General features: G+C 66.8%; 16 protein-coding genes and 1 pseudogene. 6 read left to right on the forward strand and 11 right to left on the reverse strand.

Going from position 1 to position 14358, the window contains the following annotated elements:
- Nucleotides 1-175: 175 nt before the first annotated feature.
- Nucleotides 176-610, forward strand: a complete 435-nt coding sequence (locus HWW87_RS00245; RefSeq protein ID WP_175818770.1) for a GNAT family N-acetyltransferase — start codon at nucleotides 176-178, stop codon at nucleotides 608-610.
- A gap of 61 nt (nucleotides 611-671) precedes the next feature.
- Here HWW87_RS00245 and HWW87_RS00250 read toward each other — a convergent pair whose 3' ends face one another.
- A complete protein-coding gene (locus HWW87_RS00250; RefSeq protein ID WP_175818771.1) occupies nucleotides 672-1568 on the reverse strand; it encodes a LysR family transcriptional regulator in 897 nt (298 codons plus the stop codon).
- A 138-nt stretch (nucleotides 1569-1706) separates the two neighbouring features.
- Between HWW87_RS00250 and tam the strand changes: the two genes are divergently transcribed.
- The gene (gene tam / locus HWW87_RS00255; RefSeq protein ID WP_175818772.1) at nucleotides 1707-2492 is read left to right on the forward strand and encodes a trans-aconitate 2-methyltransferase; all 786 of its coding nucleotides are present in this window, start codon (nucleotides 1707-1709) and stop codon (nucleotides 2490-2492) included.
- Nucleotides 2493-2533: 41 nt separating this feature from the next.
- Here the strand turns inward: tam and HWW87_RS00260 are convergent, their stop codons facing one another.
- The 4 genes and pseudogenes from HWW87_RS00260 to HWW87_RS37045 all read right to left on the reverse strand — a co-directional run.
- On the reverse strand, nucleotides 2534-3124 hold the full coding sequence (locus HWW87_RS00260) for a GNAT family N-acetyltransferase (RefSeq protein WP_175818773.1): 591 nt from the start codon (nucleotides 3122-3124) through the stop codon (nucleotides 2534-2536).
- 194 nt (nucleotides 3125-3318) lie between these two features.
- Nucleotides 3319-5766, reverse strand: a complete 2448-nt coding sequence (locus HWW87_RS00265; protein ID WP_175818774.1) for a phospholipase C, phosphocholine-specific — start codon at nucleotides 5764-5766, stop codon at nucleotides 3319-3321.
- Nucleotides 5767-5807: 41 nt separating this feature from the next.
- Nucleotides 5808-5945, reverse strand: coding sequence for a hypothetical protein (locus HWW87_RS37040; RefSeq protein WP_244107096.1), 138 nt, complete (start codon nucleotides 5943-5945; stop codon nucleotides 5808-5810).
- Between the two features lie 168 nt (nucleotides 5946-6113).
- Nucleotides 6114-6254 (reverse strand): annotated as a pseudogene (locus tag HWW87_RS37045) (HAD-IB family hydrolase); the annotation flags it as partial.
- Nucleotides 6255-6377: 123 nt separating this feature from the next.
- Here HWW87_RS37045 and HWW87_RS00275 point away from each other — a divergent pair.
- Nucleotides 6378-6776 carry a winged helix-turn-helix domain-containing protein gene (locus HWW87_RS00275; protein WP_244107097.1) on the forward strand — a complete coding sequence of 133 codons (399 nt, stop codon included), beginning with the start codon at nucleotides 6378-6380 and terminating at the stop codon, nucleotides 6774-6776.
- A gap of 30 nt (nucleotides 6777-6806) precedes the next feature.
- On the opposite strand, the gene HWW87_RS00280 is transcribed toward HWW87_RS00275, so the two are convergent.
- The 3 genes from HWW87_RS00280 to HWW87_RS00290 form a co-directional block, all read right to left on the reverse strand.
- The gene (locus HWW87_RS00280; RefSeq protein WP_175818776.1) at nucleotides 6807-8156 is read right to left on the reverse strand and encodes a DUF2325 domain-containing protein; all 1350 of its coding nucleotides are present in this window, start codon (nucleotides 8154-8156) and stop codon (nucleotides 6807-6809) included.
- Between the two features lie 120 nt (nucleotides 8157-8276).
- A complete protein-coding gene (locus tag HWW87_RS00285; protein WP_175818777.1) occupies nucleotides 8277-8816 on the reverse strand; it encodes a hypothetical protein in 540 nt (179 codons plus the stop codon).
- Nucleotides 8817-9020: 204 nt separating this feature from the next.
- Nucleotides 9021-9872, reverse strand: a complete 852-nt coding sequence (locus HWW87_RS00290) for a helix-turn-helix transcriptional regulator (protein WP_175818778.1) — start codon at nucleotides 9870-9872, stop codon at nucleotides 9021-9023.
- A gap of 301 nt (nucleotides 9873-10173) precedes the next feature.
- Between HWW87_RS00290 and HWW87_RS37050 the strand changes: the two genes are divergently transcribed.
- On the forward strand, nucleotides 10174-10383 hold the full coding sequence (locus HWW87_RS37050; RefSeq protein ID WP_244107098.1) for a hypothetical protein: 210 nt from the start codon (nucleotides 10174-10176) through the stop codon (nucleotides 10381-10383).
- A 40-nt stretch (nucleotides 10384-10423) separates the two neighbouring features.
- Here HWW87_RS37050 and HWW87_RS00300 read toward each other — a convergent pair whose 3' ends face one another.
- Nucleotides 10424-11821, reverse strand: coding sequence for an MFS transporter (locus HWW87_RS00300; protein ID WP_175818779.1), 1398 nt, complete (start codon nucleotides 11819-11821; stop codon nucleotides 10424-10426).
- Nucleotides 11822-12242: 421 nt separating this feature from the next.
- Here HWW87_RS00300 and HWW87_RS00305 point away from each other — a divergent pair, with 421 nt between their 5' ends.
- Nucleotides 12243-12797 (forward strand): YbhB/YbcL family Raf kinase inhibitor-like protein, encoded by a 555-nt coding sequence (locus HWW87_RS00305; protein WP_244107099.1) that lies wholly within the window; start codon nucleotides 12243-12245, stop codon nucleotides 12795-12797.
- Here the strand turns inward: HWW87_RS00305 and HWW87_RS00310 are convergent.
- Nucleotides 12794-13162: a hypothetical protein gene (locus tag HWW87_RS00310; RefSeq protein WP_175818780.1), complete on the reverse strand. Its 369-nt coding sequence runs from the start codon at nucleotides 13160-13162 to the stop codon at nucleotides 12794-12796. The two genes, HWW87_RS00305 and HWW87_RS00310, sit on opposite strands and share 4 nt — an antisense overlap.
- A 22-nt stretch (nucleotides 13163-13184) precedes the next feature.
- Nucleotides 13185-13565 (reverse strand): helix-turn-helix domain-containing protein, encoded by a 381-nt coding sequence (locus HWW87_RS00315; RefSeq protein WP_175818781.1) that lies wholly within the window; start codon nucleotides 13563-13565, stop codon nucleotides 13185-13187.
- A gap of 137 nt (nucleotides 13566-13702) precedes the next feature.
- Between HWW87_RS00315 and gstA the strand changes: the two genes are divergently transcribed.
- Nucleotides 13703-14335, forward strand: a complete 633-nt coding sequence (gene gstA / locus HWW87_RS00320; protein ID WP_175818782.1) for a glutathione transferase GstA — start codon at nucleotides 13703-13705, stop codon at nucleotides 14333-14335.
- Nucleotides 14336-14358: the final 23 nt, after the last annotated feature.

The raw sequence follows: 14358 nt of genomic DNA on the forward strand, positions 1-14358 counted from the left end.
ACGCCGGCTGTTCGCGCGGGACGCGGGATCGACGTGTACCGGCGCGGGAAGGAACTGAACGCGAGGTGGCGCGATCAGTTCGCTGTGATCGTTGTGGCCTGACGCGCTATAGTCGTGCGACGCCCGCGGCAGGTGCCGCATACCCGGCGGTCTTTTCACGTACACGTTCGCTTCGATGACAGCCCATCCCGACGTCACCCTTCAACTGACCGACACCGAGCAGCCGGCTGCCCGCGACTTCATCAGCCGCAAGCTCGGCGAATTCAACCATGCGATGACGGGGCGCGCCGATGCGGCCGCGCTCGACGTCTACGTGACCGATCCCGCGACCGGCGAGGTCTTGGGCGGCCTCACCGGCCGGACGTCGCTCGGCCTGTTCTTCATCGACCTGTTCTATCTGCCCGAATCGCTGCGCGGCGGCGGCTTCGGCAGCCGGCTGCTGCGCGAGGCCGAAGCGGAAGCGAAGCGGCGCGGTTGCGCGCGTGCGGTGCTGTACACGATCTCGTTCCAGGCGCCGGACTTCTACCGGAAGCACGGTTACGAGCCGTTCGGCGAAGTGCCGTGCGAGCCGGAAGGCGCGGCGCGCGTGTTCATGGTCAAGGTGCTGTGAGCGGCAACGGGCAGCGTCCTGACATCTCGTGACACGCCGGTCGCCCCGTATCGCTCTCGCATCACCGCCCGGGCGCCGCACGCTCGACGATCATGTCGTACAGCGCCCGCGCGGCGGGCGACAGTTGCGCGTTCCTGCGCGTGACGAGCACGAGCGCGCGCGACACCGACGGCTCGACGAGCTCGATCGTGCGGATCATCGGATACGCATTCTTCTGGATCGCGAGCTTCGGCACGACGGCCGCGCCGAGCCCTTCCGCGACGAGCCCGAGCGCCGTCGAGCTGCGCTGCACCTCGTAGAACGAATGCAGCGATACGCCGCTCGTCTTCAGCGCGCCGTCGAGCAGCCCGCGATTGCCGCTCACTTCGCCGGCGAAGATCAGCGGATGCGGCTGCAGCGCGGCCCAGCGGATGCGTCGCCGCTTCGCGAGCGGATGATCGTCGCGGCACACGAGTACGTAAGGGTCGTGCGTGAGCGGCACGCTGACGAGTTCCGGGTGCTGGTCGCCGGCGATGCTGATGCCGAATTCCGCCTCGCGCCGCAACACGGCCTGCAGCACCGACGCCGACGCGTGATCGAGAATCTTCACGCGATCGTGCGGCCGGTGCCCGGAGAACGCGCGCAGGATGCGCGGCAGGTACTGCACGCCGACCGTCGGCACGCACGCGATCGTGACGTCGCCGCGCTGGCTCAGGCCCGTCTCGCGGATTTCGGTCAGCGCATCGGACAGTTCGTTCAGCAGCCGGCGCGCCTGCGGCAGGAAACGTCGGCCGATCTCGGTCAGCGTGGTGCGGCGCGTCGTACGCTCGACCAGCGCGACGCCGAGATACGCTTCGAGCTTGCGCAGCCGCTGCGTGATCGCCGTTTGCGTGACGTGCAGCGTATCGGCTGCCTGCCTGAAGCTGCCGCCGTCGGCGATCGCGACGAAAGCCTGGACACCGAGCGTATCGATCTTCATCAGAATCTTGAATCAATCACGATATTAAATTCATTTTACTTAAGGTCGGCGGCAGTCGCAGAATGCGCTGAATCGACGGCCGATTGCATCCCGTGCCCGGACGCGCCGCAGCCGCTCATGCCGACAAGGAGACCTATCGTGACGACCCCGCTCGATCAATACGCGACCCAGTACGTGCAATTCGAGGACGAACGCACGCGGCCGGTGCGCGACCTGCTGGCCGCGGTGCCGAATACGCCGATCCATACCGCGATCGATATCGGCTGCGGGCCCGGCAATTCGACGGAAGCGCTGATCGCGCGCGCACCGGACGCAACGATCCACGGGATCGATGCGTCGGCGGACATGATCGCGGCCGCGCGCAAGCGCCTGCCGGCGCTGCGTTTCGACCTTGCCGATGTCAGCACATGGGACGATCCGGGCGGCTATGACCTGATCCTGTCGAATGCGGTGCTGCAATGGGTGCCCGGGCACGACACGCTGTTCCCGATGCTCGTCGGCCGCCTCGCGCCGGGCGGCCATCTCGCGGTGCAGATGCCCGACAACCTCGACGAACCCGCGCACCGGCTGATGCGCGAAGTCGCCGCGGCCGGGCCGTGGGCCGACAAGCTGAAAGGCGCGGCGCGCACCGAGCGGTTCGATGCGCGCTATTACCATGCGCTGCTCGCGCCGTTGTGTTCGCGTGTGGACGTGTGGCGCACGACCTATTACCACCCGCTGCACGGCGGCGCGGACGCGGTCGTCGAATGGTTCAAGGGCAGCGCGCTGCGGCCGTTCCTCGCGGCGCTCGACGCGTCCGAACAGCGCGCGTTCCTCGCGCGCTATCGCGACGCGCTGGCCGGCCCGAACGGTTATCCGGTGCAGAACGACGGCACGGTGCTGCTGCCGTTTCCACGCCTGTTCATCGTGGCGACGCGCAAGTAACGCGGCAATGACGCGGCATTGATGCGACGGATGGCGGTGCGTCAGCGCACCGGCGGCACCGATGCCGGGTCGACCGTGCGGCTTCGTGCGGTCTGACCGTCGCGCAGGTCCTTGTACCAGAACAGCGCGACTTCCCCGGCGTTCTCGCCATCGGCGTACAGGAAGCGGTCGTGGCCGCCGAGCGCGAAGCCCGCACGCGCATACGTCGAGCACGCCGCGACGTTGTTCGCCTGCGTTTCGAGCCGCATGAAGCCGAACCCGTGGCTGCGCGCCCACGCTTCCGCGGCCGCCAGCAGGAACTGCCCGATACCCTGGCGCCGGCAGTGGCGGTCGACGGCCAGCTCCGCGATCTCGGCCATGCCGTTCCAGCTTTCCTCGATCGCGACGAATCCGGCGAGCCGTTCGCCGGCCGTCGCGCGAAAGAGCGCCGTTCGGCCCGACACCTGGCTCGCCCGGCCGGCCGGATCGAAGCCGTAGTCCTTGCGTCGCACCGGCAGCGCGCGAAGATCGAGCAAGTCCTGATACGGCGCGTTCAATTCCCACGCGATGTCGAACGAGAAATCGCATCCGTCCAGTTCGTCGGCGGCAAGCGCGATCGCCGGTTCGATGCTGATGTGTTCGGCTCGGTCCATAGGTCGGTGTCCTGTCTTCGGCGGGATGGCGGGGTGGTGTCCGTGATGCGATCGTCGGCGCGATGATGCGCGCCGAATCGCGTTCTTGTCCTTGCTTCGTTCACTGCACCTGCGCAATTCGCCGCGCGTGGAGCCGGCACGGACCGGCCGCGCGCATCATGCTCGCGCGCCGGCCGGGATGGATGGCCGCGACCTCAGAGACTGATCGCAACAGGGCCGGCGAGCGGCGTGTAGCCGTCGTCGAACAGATACCACGCATCGTACTGGCCCGATGCGAGCGTGCCGTTCGCGGTCGACGAGAACAGCAGCGAGCCGGTGCTCTTGGGCAGGTACGCCCACGACTTGTAGCCGCCCTTGGTTGGCTGCGCGCCGCGCGGATAGATGCCGACCCAGTTCTTCGGGCTGTGACGCCACGGCGGCACGACGTAGTCGAACCGCAGCGTGCCGTACGACGCGCCCTGCGACGAAAGCGCCGCGACGAACTTGCCGTTCGTATTGGCGATCGCCGAATCCGTCAGCAACGTGCCCGATTGCACCTGGACGCAGCCGGCGATACGGCGCAGGAAAGTCGGGTCGTTCGCGTCGCGGATGCTCGCGTCGTACCAGCCGGCGTCGCCGTACCACGTGATGGTCCGCGTCGCGCCGGCCGGTACGCTGACCGACTGCGCGCGGTTCATCCCGTAGGCGTTGTCGACGAGCTGGAACGTCGTCGCGCTCGCGCCGGCGGTATTGTCCAGCGTGATCTGCACGTTGCCGTTCTGCACGTCGTAGCAGAGGCTGACTTCGGCCGTCGACCCCGCGTTGCCCGACGCGCCGATGTTGCCGCGGAACGTCTGCAGGAAGCCGTTCGGGCCGTAGATCGAGTAGTCGTAGCCGCCGCCCGAATTCAGCGCGAGCGCATCCGTGAGACACGTGCCCGTGCCGGCGCCGATCGTGTATTGCCGCGGCGTGGTGCTCGTGCCGTCGATCCACGCTTGCAGGTGCACGGCGGCCGCACCCGTGTTCGTCATCGTCAACCCGAGCGTCTTGCCCGAGCGGTTGACTTTGCCCTGGACGAAGAACTCGTACGGCAGCCGGCACGCGGTGTTGCGGCCGGTGGTCTGTGCCGGCACCGCCGTGGTGGTGGCCGGGGGAATCAGGACCGTCGAACCGTTCGGGTCCATGTTGCTGGTCGCGGCCGGGATCGCGGGAATCGTCTGGTCCGCATTCGCGAAATCGAATGCCGACGTCAGATCGCCGCACACGGCACGTCGCCACGGCGTGATGTTGGTTTCCTGCAACCCGAAGCGCGCTTCCAGGAAGCGGATCACCGACGTGTGGTCGAACACCTGCGAATTGACCTTGCCGCCCTTCGACCACGGCGAGATCACGAACATCGGCACGCGCGGGCCGAGCCCGATCGGCGCGTCGCCGCCCGCCGAGCCATCCGATGCGGCACCGCCGCTGGCGACGAATTCAGCGGCGGTCGAGACCGTCGAGCGGCCGGTGCCGGCGGCGGCGCTCGCCGGAACGGCCGGCGGCACGTGATCGAACAGGCCGTCGTTCTCGTCGTACATCACGAGCAGCACGGTGCTGGCCCACACGGCCGGATTCGACGTCAGCGCATTGAGCACGTTGCTCACGTACCATTCGCCGCCGCTCGCGGCCCACGACGGATGCTCGCAATAGGCGTAAGGCGCGGCGATCCACGACACCTGCGGCAGCGTGCCGTTCGCGACGTCGGTCCGCAACTGGCTGAAGAGGGCCGTGTCGTATTCCTTGCCGCCGCCGGTCGGATCGATCTGCGTGCCGTTGAGCGCCGGCGCGAGCGGATCGTTGGCGCCGAGGTTCTGGTACTGCCTGAAGTTCAGGATGACGTTGTCGCCGTAGTTGCCGTTCCACCAGAGATCGCGCTTCGAGCCGTTGTATTCGCCGTAGCCGTGGCCGGCATCGAGCCCGTTGCCCTTGTCCTGGTAGAACTTCCACGTGACGCCGGCCGTGTTCAGGCGTTCCGGCATCGTGGTCCAGCCGGTGCCGGTCATCGTGTTGGTCGTGTAGGGCGAATAGCCGGCGACGTTGCCGCAGCAGCCGGTCCACAGATACAGGCGGTTCGGGTCCGTCGGGCCGAGCATCGAGCAGTGGTACGCGTCGCACACGGTGAACGCGCTCGCCAGCGCGTAATAGAACGGAATGTCGTTCTGCGTGAAGTAGTACATCGTGCCGCTGCTCTTCGCCGCGACCCAGTTGTCGTAGCGGCCGTTGTTCCATGCGCTGTGCGTGCCGCTCCAGCTGTGATCGAGATCGCCATAGTACGTGTCGCCGTTCGCGACGCCGGAAACGGGCGGCGACGGGTTGAACGGAAACACGTAGGACAACGGCGCCGGCTGGCGCCACACCGGATAGCCGCTGGAAATCACGACCGGCCGCGGGTCGCCGAAGCCGCGCGCGCCGCGCAGCGTGCCGAGATAGTGGTCGAACGACCGGTTTTCCTGCATCAGGATGACGACGTGCTTGACGTCCTGGAGGGTGCCGGTGACGCTCGCCGCCGGGATCGACTGCGCGCGCAGGATGCTTTCGGGCAGCATGCCGGTCACCGCGGTGGCGCCCGCGAGTTTCAGCGCATCGGCGAGGAACTGACGTCGTGTCGTGGGTTTGTTTTGCATGATCGCTCTCTGTCGTGGATGACGGATGGGGCGTGCGTCGGTCAGTGGCACGCGGTCGCGCAATGCACGACCGGTGCGGACGTCGAGGCCGGTGCCGATGCCCGCGCGGCGGCGACGTTGCCCGCCGGGCTCGAGTCGCCGTCGCCGCAACCGGCCAGCGTGCACAGGAGCGCGATCATGAAAACGCCGCGCCAGTGCGGAATACGGCTTCCCGCATGGCAAGGCGGTACGGCTTGTTGACGATCCGAATCGAGTCGGATTCCTGAATGATCGGAATGAATGCTGCGTGCGCTGTATTTCATTTCCCCTCCAGACATGAAAATGGACAGCAGAGAGTATCGCCCGAATCAGAACAACTTCATGACAGGCCGGCCACGCGCGCCGGCCAATCGGGAAAGCTTCGAGTCGGGATGGGTCGCGACCGGATGCGTGACGTAGTCGAGCAGCGGCACGTCGTTGATCGAATCGCTGCAGAAGTAGGGTCGTTCTCGGGCGCCGACCTGCTGCCCGCGCCGCGTCACGTGAAGCGGCTGGCGGGCATCGTCGCGCGCGTGCTCGAGATCTGGGCGCGGCTGGTGTGCTGCCGGCGTTCGCCGCGTCGGCCATCGTGTATGCTTGCCCGCATCGATCTAACGGCGGACAACATGAAGACTTCGGCACACCCCAAGCCTGAGGTGCGGTTCAGGATGCGTATCCAGCAGGCCGACACGATCGCGCTCGGCCCGGGCAAGGTCGCGCTGCTCGAAGCGGTGCGCGAGCATGGGTCGATTTCGGCGGCGGCGCGCAGCCTGAACATGTCGTACCGGCGTGCGTGGCTGCTGATGGACGAACTGAACCGTTCGCTGAAATCGCCGGCGACGGTGTCCGAGCATGGCGGGCAGAGCGGCGGCGGCAGCGTGCTGACGCCGGTCGGCGAGAAAATCATCCGCCTTTATCGCGGGATCGAGGAACAGGCGTATGCGGCTTGCGCGGACGAGATCGCCGCGCTCACGAAAATGGTGCGCCGCTGAAGGGCAGGGTGCATCAATCCTCGTGCAGGCTTACCCGTGCCGCAGGCAGAAGCGTGACGACGTGTCGCCCGCGGCGGTATCCGGCACGATGACGTCGCGCGCCTGCGCGTCGAGCCGCCCGATCAGTTCGACGAAGCTGGCCACGCTGGCGGTCCGCAGCGGGTAGTACGCGACGTGGTGTCGTTCGCAGATGCGCTTGAGCAGGTTCATCGAATCGTGGTCGATGCAGTCGACCGGAAACACGACCATCTGCGCGCCCGGCAGCGCTGCGGCCAGCAGGCCCTTGCGATCCTCGATGCCGCCATCGTGCAGCGTCACTTCGCCGCCCGCCGTTTCGACGATCCGCCGGATCGTGCGATTCGAGCCGGGCCGCCCGCCGACATAGACAACGCGCGTGCCCCGCAGCATCGACAGCGAATTCGCTGCATGTCCGGCCGGGTCGTCCGTTGACGCCTGCACCGCCTGTTCGAGTGCGCTTGCCTCGGCGCGCAGCGTCTTCACCATCGCCATCAGGTCGTCGAGCCGCGCGCGCATCGCGCGGGCGCTCGCCTGTTCCGCGGCGATCCGCTGCTCGGCCGCCTCGCGGCGGCTCGTGTGCAGCGCGAGCCGTTCGTCGCGCGCAGCCAGCGCTTCGCGCAGCGCGTGTATTTCGTCGCGCAGCAGGCTTTCGTCCGCCGGCGGTTGCGCGTTCCGGTGCGCGTGGAGCGCATCCCGTTCCTGCAGCGCCGCGTCGCGCTGCATGCTCATCTCGTGCAGGCGTGCCTGCTGCCGCTCGATCTTCGCGTGGAGTTCCGCATTCTCTTGTTCGAGCGCGACCAGCCGCCGGATATCGGCGCGATTGGCCGCGCCGACCAGGTGCGACAGCATGTGCAGATCGCCGAACGCGGCCTGACGCACGGCCATCGTCGCCCGCGGATGCGTCATCAGCGCCCAGTATGCGGGCGGAATGTCGCCGCTCGCGAGCGCGTCCTTCCAGCGCGCGAGGAGTGCGTCCGCGTCTTTCGCGCCGTCGAACGCGCGGATCGCTCCGGCATAACGCTCGTCGAGTGTCTTGTGCAACGCCTTGGCGCCGGCCGTGCCGCCGATCGCGAGCTCGACGGCCGCGTGATGAATCTCCAGATCGGTCGCGCGCTGGCGGTCGACATCGGCGAATTTCGGCACGAGCTTGCGCAGTTCATGCGTGGTCAGGCAGGTGCCGATGATCGAGCAGTGCAGGTTCGCATCGAGTTCGGACAGGCGAGCGCGGCGCTTCAGCTCGACCTGTTGCGCGCGGGACGGCGCGCAGCAGGCGTCGATCCGCGCGCCGGTTGCCGCGGGCGAATGGCCGCCGGACGACGAGAGATCCGCCGTGCGGGCCAGGCGAAAGGGCGGAGCGTGCATGTTGACCTCTATCCGGCACGATCGAGCCGGAGACGGATGCGCGAAAGATGGAGCGAAATATACCACGGAATATAACGACGGAAATGCCGGGGGCATGCCGGACAACGCGGGATCGCGCGGTCAGCACGGCGCCGTCGAACGGCCCGTTTGAGGCAGGGCGGCAGGTGTCGTGGGCGGAACAGGGTGCAATGCCGGCGCATGACGCGCCATCACCGATTCGACGCACAACCCGACGAACAGCACGTCGACGTGCTCCAGCGCGATGACCGCGCGGTGCATCGCCGCCGGGTCGTTGCTGAACGCGTCGGAAAACACGTCGTCGCGCGTGCGTTCGAGGCGGCGCGCGTGGCCGATCGCGCGTTCGAGTTCGGGCAGCCGCGTGAAGCGGGCGGTGCGGGCTTCGTGTTCGAGCACCGACAGGAGTTCACGAAAGCTCATGGCCGACAGCGCGTCGTACGGCATGGCTTCGGCGTGCGCGGCCGAGAACATCCGGATGAAACGCGCGACGCTGCCGCGCAGGCGGCGGAACGCGTCGACGACATCGGTGACCTGCTGCGCGCGCGCGTCGCTCGACAGCGGCTTGAGCGCACTGATCTTGCGCGCGAACGGCTGTTCTCGAGCGCTGGGCAGCGGGGCGCGATCCGTCGACGGGCGGGGCATGACGTTTATCCGGATAGGCAGATGGCGATATATTATAATGAATATATCGAGCGCGTAAAAACGGCGATGCCATACCGCAAGACACGATGTCGCAAACGGCCGTAATGGCCTCGCTCGTCAGTCGATTGCTCGACGGGGCTCGATGCGAGCGGCACTGCCGCATCGACACGGCGTAGCGGGAGGCGGCCGCGCGGCCAGGGCGGGTCAGGTTCCGGCAGAAGGGAGCGCGGTCGTGGCCGAGCCCCACGCGGCGAGTTCACGCTTCGTGCGCACGCCGAGCTTCGCGAATGCGCGCTTCACGTACGACTCGGCCGACGCGACGCGCACGCCGAGAATCCCGGCGGTTTCCGGCACGGTCTTGCCGGAGAGCAGGTGCTTGCAGGTTTCGTATTCGCGCTTCGACAGCTTCACGCCGTCGGCCGCGAGCCGCGCATCGAATTGCGCGAGCGGATGGACGTCGGGCGTTGCGTGCGCGATGCGCCGCGCGGCGGTGGTCGACGCATGCAGTTCGAGCAGCGGAAACAGCATGTCGCTGATGTTGCGGAAGCGGTTCATCTCGGCGAGCGTGAACGGCGGCCGGTCGCGGCCGCGCTCCAGTGCGATCGAATGCTGCGAATAGCGCGTGCCGCGTGCGAGCACGCATTCATGCCCGATATGCACGTCGTCAAACAGCCGCTGGCGGAATTCGCCAGGCGGGATTGCCGCGATGTCGCGCACGACGAGCATCGTGCCCGTCTTGCCGCGCAGCCCCGCGAACAGCGGGTCGCTGTCGAGAAAGCGCTCGTAGTAAAGCGTCATCACGTCGGAGATTTCGGTGGACGCGGCGCCGATGCCGCTGCTGCCGATCCATTCGCAACGGTAGCCGGTGGGCATCGTGCCGTCGACGCGCGAGCGTTCGACGTGTGCGACGTCGAGCGGCACGATGTCGTTCAGCAGTTGCGTGAGGCGCGGCACGAAGTGCGGCGTGCCGACCGTCTCGATCAGCTCGCCCAATGCCTTGAACGACACGTTGAAGCGATCGTTGTCGCGGTGGAAGGAGTTCACGTTGAGCAGCATGCGGTTACCCAGGGCCTATTTCGCCCATTGACGCGCGTTCCCCTGATACGGAAAAAGCATGTGTGGGGCTGGCCATCGGAACGGCCGACCACAAGCCCGTTGTCAGCGGGAGCAGGCCCTTGAAGCGGCTGGATTCTAGCGTTTGCCGCGACGGACGTCATCAGGGGGAAATACCGGCAGGCGTCCTGCCGATTCGTTCGCCCCGTAAAACGTCGCGTGTCACTCCGAAGAGGGCATATCGAGGCAGTGTAAACGAGTCACTGCGTCTCCGACTTTTTCAATCGAGTGACAAACGATTCCGATGACCGACCTGATCACGGACATCCTGCCGCCGGGCGCACGCATGGGCGAATTGAAGACGCTCGACTTCGGCAGGGACGAAAGCGACTGGCGGCCGACCAGCGCACCTTCGGCATCGATACCGATACATGTGCGCCCGACTACGCAACCGGCCATCCTCACGACCTCGCGCGTGACGGGTTTCGGCGGTTGTGACGCCGCACGGGGGTAGCGATCAAGCAGGGCGGCGCAAGTGTGCCGCCCTTGTGCGTCTATGCGTCGATGCGCTCCACCTTGCCGACGAGCAGCCCGTACGACAGGCTGCCCGCGAGCGCCATCGCGGCGATATAGGTGATCGCGCGCGAGAAGTCCGCGCCGTCGACCAGCAGCCCGATCACGATCGGCGTCGCGATCGCGGACAGGTTGCCGATCAGGTTGAACATGCCGCCCGTGAGGCCAAGCAGCCGCGCGGGCGCGAGCCCCGACACGAGCGACCACGTGATCGACGCGAAGCCGTTGCCGAAGAATGCGATCGTCATGAACGCGATCACCCAGCCGGTGGAGCTCACGTAATTCGCGCCGATGATGCAGGTCGAGATCAGCAGCCCCGAGATGATCGGCAGCTTGCGCGCGAAGCCTTGCGAGGCACCGCGTCGCATCAGCCAGTCCGACAGCACGCCCGAGCAGAGCACGCCGACGAACGCGGCGAGGAACGGCAGCGACGCGAGGAAACCCGACTTGATGAAGTCCATCCCGCGATACTTGACGAGATAGGTCGGGAACCACGTGAGGAAGAACCACAGCGTCGAGTTCAGCGCGAACTGGCCGAGGTAGATGCCCCACAGCTTGCGCCGGCCGAGCACGACGCCGAGGTCGCGCCACGTCGACGGCGCGCGTTCGCTGCGCGCCGCGATGCGGTCCTCGAGATCGACGAGGCCGCCGCCGTCGCGGATCAGCGCGATTTCGGCCGCGTTGACGCCGCGAAACGCGCGCGGCTCGCGATACACCGCATACCAGATCGCGGCCCACGCGATGCCGGCGAGGCCGGTCGCGACGAACACCATGTGCCAGCCGAGATGCACCTGCAGCCACGCGAGCACCGGCGTGAGGAACGCGAGGCCGACGAACTGGCCCGACGTGTAGCCGCCGATCGCGCTCGCGCGTTCGCGGGTCGGGAACCACGTCGTCACCACGCGGTTGTTGATCGGGTAGGCCGGCGCTTCCAGCGCGCCGACCGCAAGGCGCAGCACGATCAGCCCGACGAACGAACCGGCGAAACCGAGCAGCAGCGTCGCGGCCGACCACAGGGCGAGCGCACCCGCATACAGCACGCGCGGCGACACCTTGTCGACGAGCCAGCCGCCCGGAATCTGCATCAGCGCATAGGTCCAGCCGAATGCGGAGAACACGAGGCCCGCGCGAACCGGATCGATGTTCAGTTCCTTGAACAGCTCGGGCGCCGCGATCGACAGGTTGCTGCGGTCGAGATAGTTGATCACGACCGTGACGAACAGCAGCGCGAGGATCAGCAGCCGCTTGCGGCTCGGCGGCGTGGCCGAGGCCGCGGCTGCGGCTGCGGCTGAGCGCGTGGCGGATTCGGATGAGGCGCCGGTGTGCGCGGATGAGCGCGCCGGCGGGTTGGCATGGGTGCGTGACGCGGATTGGGCCACGGTCGTCTCCTGTGTTCTATGCCTCGGCCGGTGCTCGCGAACGGGGCGGCCGAATCGAATGGCGTTGGGGCGAACGTTAGAGCCGTGGCGCGGCGTGCGTCAACATTTGGGCAGGCATCCCTATTAATGGGACGTCGGACGCTCAGTATGTGGGAAACGCGGCGAGCGGCAGCGCGGCGAGGCGAGGGAGCGGGTGAAGTCGCGGGGAGCGCGTCATGAGCGGGCGTCTAACGATGGTCGTGGATGAGGACGGAGCCGGCAGGTCCGCCCGGTTTCCCGATGCCGAAATTTCATGAGGGAGCGGAGGTGCGCGCCGGACGCTGCCGGGTAGCCGTGATACCAGTACCTTTGCTCGCCTTGTTGCGGATCCGCATGAACGCAAGAATGCCCGTTCCGATTCTGCTCACTGATGAGATGTTCAATGAAAATGAAAATATTCGAAGCCGGTTTCGCCCTCTGTGCCGTGCTGAGCGTCGTCGGCCCGGCGCGCGCCGCAGATTTCTCGATCGATAGCGCGGAACTGGCCGGCCGCACATTCGGTGACGCACAGGTATCCGACAGTTTCGGGTGTCGCGGCAACAACATTTCGCCATCCATCCAATGGCGCGGTGAGCCCGAGGGGACGCAAAGCTACCTGCTGACGATGTTCGATGCCGACGCACCGACCGGGTCGGGATTCTGGCATTGGGTCATCGCCGACATACCGGTGTCCGTTCATCGCATTGCGCTGCGTTCCGGCAATGACGTGTCCCGATTGCCGGCGGGTGCCGTCGAGATGAAGAACGACACCGGGCATGCCGGCTATCTTGGTCCGTGTCCACCGCAAGGCGCCACGCATCGCTACGTCATTACGCTGACGGCGCTCAAGGTCGCGAAGTTGCCGGTCGATCGGGACGCGACGCCGGCGGTCGTCGGCTTTGCTGCGCACGATCAGCAGCTTGCGAAAGCGACGATGACCGTTCGAATGAGCCGCTAGCCGTGCGTGCTGTCGTCGCGATAGCCGCTCTTGCCGACGAAGATTTCCTTCAACGCGGCGCGCAGCGCGACCGGATCGTACTGACCGGGCGCGAGATGGATCACGTAACGCGTCTGGCCGTCGAGACGCGCGGCGATGCCGGGCTCGATCTCGACGTCGATCGTATCGTCGGTCAGCCGCACCGACAGATCCTTGACGCGCAGGTTGAGCTGGTCGCGCACCATCACTTCGATCAGCGTGTCGTCCGGAAAGCGCGACAGCGCGAAGCAATAGTCCTGCTCCGCGTCGTGACAGTAGATGTTGGCGAAGCTTTCGTCGTCGTCGAGGTCGGACGTGGCCGCGCCGACGGTAGCGTGAAGTTCCATGAACGTAGTTCCTGCTGAAGGGTTATTTGTGAGCGTGCATCGTCGTTTCGATCGCGGCCGCGGTGTCGGGCATCGCGTCGGCCTGCGCGTCGCGCGCCTTCAGCCACAGCCCGAATTCGCGCATCACGTCGACCACCGGCCGCAGCCGGTCGCCGTCCGCGGTGAGATCGTACTCGACGCGCACCGGCACTTCCGGATAGACGGTGCGCCGCACGAGCCCCGCGTCTTCCAGCGCCCGCAGGTCGAGCGTCAGCATGCGCTGCGAGATGCCCGGCATGTCGCGCCGCAGGTCGCTGAAGCGGCGCGGCCCGTCGAGCAGATACGACACCAGCAGCAGCCGCCAGCGGCCGCCGAGCACGCGCATCGCTTCTTCAACGGAACATCCTGTCGCACTCGTTTTCATCGTGGCCGAATCCTGGTCGGTAAATTTTTTGTGACTACGGCACAAACGACTGCCGTCTTCCCGGCGCTGCGCCGATGCGAGATATTAGCGCCCGCGTCGCGGCGAATCGATACATGGACAACCCACGAAGGAAACGCATGAAGCTCTATCACGCTCCCGGCAGCTGTTCGCAGGCGATCTGCATCGTATTGCGCGAAGGCGGGTTCGACGCCGAGATCGTCAAGGTCGACACGCGCAAGCATGTCGTCGAAGACGGCCGCAACTACTACGACGTGACCGAACTCGGCTACGTGCCGCTGCTCGAACTCGACGACGGCACGATACTGCGCGAAGGGCCGGTGATCGCCCAGTATCTCGCGGACCAGCGCCCGGAAGCCGCGCTTGCGCCCGCTTACGGCACGCTCGCGCGCTACCGGCTGATGGAATGGCTCAACTTTCTCGGCACCGAGATCCACAAGGGCTTCATCCCGCTGCTGTATGCGGTGCAGGCGGGGAAGTACGTGGAGCCCGCGCGGCAGAAGCTCGACAGCCGCTTCGCGTGGATCGACCGCCAGCTCGACGGCAGGACGTTCGTCACCGGCGACACGTTCACGGTCGCCGATGCGTACCTGTTCGCGCTGACCGGCTGGGGCAAGGCCGACTGGATGCGCTCGGTGTACAACGCGGATATCGACCTGAGCCGGCATGCGCATCTGCGTGCGTGGTACGAGCGGGTGCGCGAGCGGCCGGCGGTGCAGCAGGTGCTGGCGGCGGACAACCTGCTGCGATGACGCGCGGCGGCCGCGGCAGGGAA

This window comes from Burkholderia sp. BCC0419 (genome assembly GCF_902830285.1).
Lineage (GTDB): Bacteria > Pseudomonadota > Gammaproteobacteria > Burkholderiales > Burkholderiaceae > Burkholderia.

Bases quoted from the DNA above. Each gene is read 5' to 3' on its own strand.
- HWW87_RS00315 (WP_175818781.1), bottom strand. From the start codon at position 13,565: ATGAAAACGAGTGCGACAGGATGTTCCGTTGAAGAAGCGATGCGCGTG.
- HWW87_RS00305 (WP_244107099.1), top strand. From the start codon at position 12,243: ATGAAAATGAAAATATTCGAAGCCGGTTTCGCCCTCTGTGCCGTGCTG.
- HWW87_RS00275 (WP_244107097.1), top strand. From the start codon at position 6,378: ATGCTTGCCCGCATCGATCTAACGGCGGACAACATGAAGACTTCGGCA.
- HWW87_RS00245 (WP_175818770.1), top strand. From the start codon at position 176: ATGACAGCCCATCCCGACGTCACCCTTCAACTGACCGACACCGAGCAG.
- gstA (WP_175818782.1), top strand. From the start codon at position 13,703: ATGAAGCTCTATCACGCTCCCGGCAGCTGTTCGCAGGCGATCTGCATC.
- HWW87_RS00265 (WP_175818774.1), bottom strand. From the start codon at position 5,766: ATGCAAAACAAACCCACGACACGACGTCAGTTCCTCGCCGATGCGCTG.
- HWW87_RS37050 (WP_244107098.1), top strand. From the start codon at position 10,174: ATGACCGACCTGATCACGGACATCCTGCCGCCGGGCGCACGCATGGGC.
- HWW87_RS37040 (WP_244107096.1), bottom strand. From the start codon at position 5,945: ATGATCGCGCTCCTGTGCACGCTGGCCGGTTGCGGCGACGGCGACTCG.
- HWW87_RS00290 (WP_175818778.1), bottom strand. From the start codon at position 9,872: ATGCTGCTCAACGTGAACTCCTTCCACCGCGACAACGATCGCTTCAAC.
- HWW87_RS00260 (WP_175818773.1), bottom strand. From the start codon at position 3,124: ATGGACCGAGCCGAACACATCAGCATCGAACCGGCGATCGCGCTTGCC.
- HWW87_RS00250 (WP_175818771.1), bottom strand. From the start codon at position 1,568: ATGAAGATCGATACGCTCGGTGTCCAGGCTTTCGTCGCGATCGCCGAC.
- HWW87_RS00285 (WP_175818777.1), bottom strand. From the start codon at position 8,816: ATGCCCCGCCCGTCGACGGATCGCGCCCCGCTGCCCAGCGCTCGAGAA.
- HWW87_RS00310 (WP_175818780.1), bottom strand. From the start codon at position 13,162: ATGGAACTTCACGCTACCGTCGGCGCGGCCACGTCCGACCTCGACGAC.
- HWW87_RS00280 (WP_175818776.1), bottom strand. From the start codon at position 8,156: ATGCACGCTCCGCCCTTTCGCCTGGCCCGCACGGCGGATCTCTCGTCG.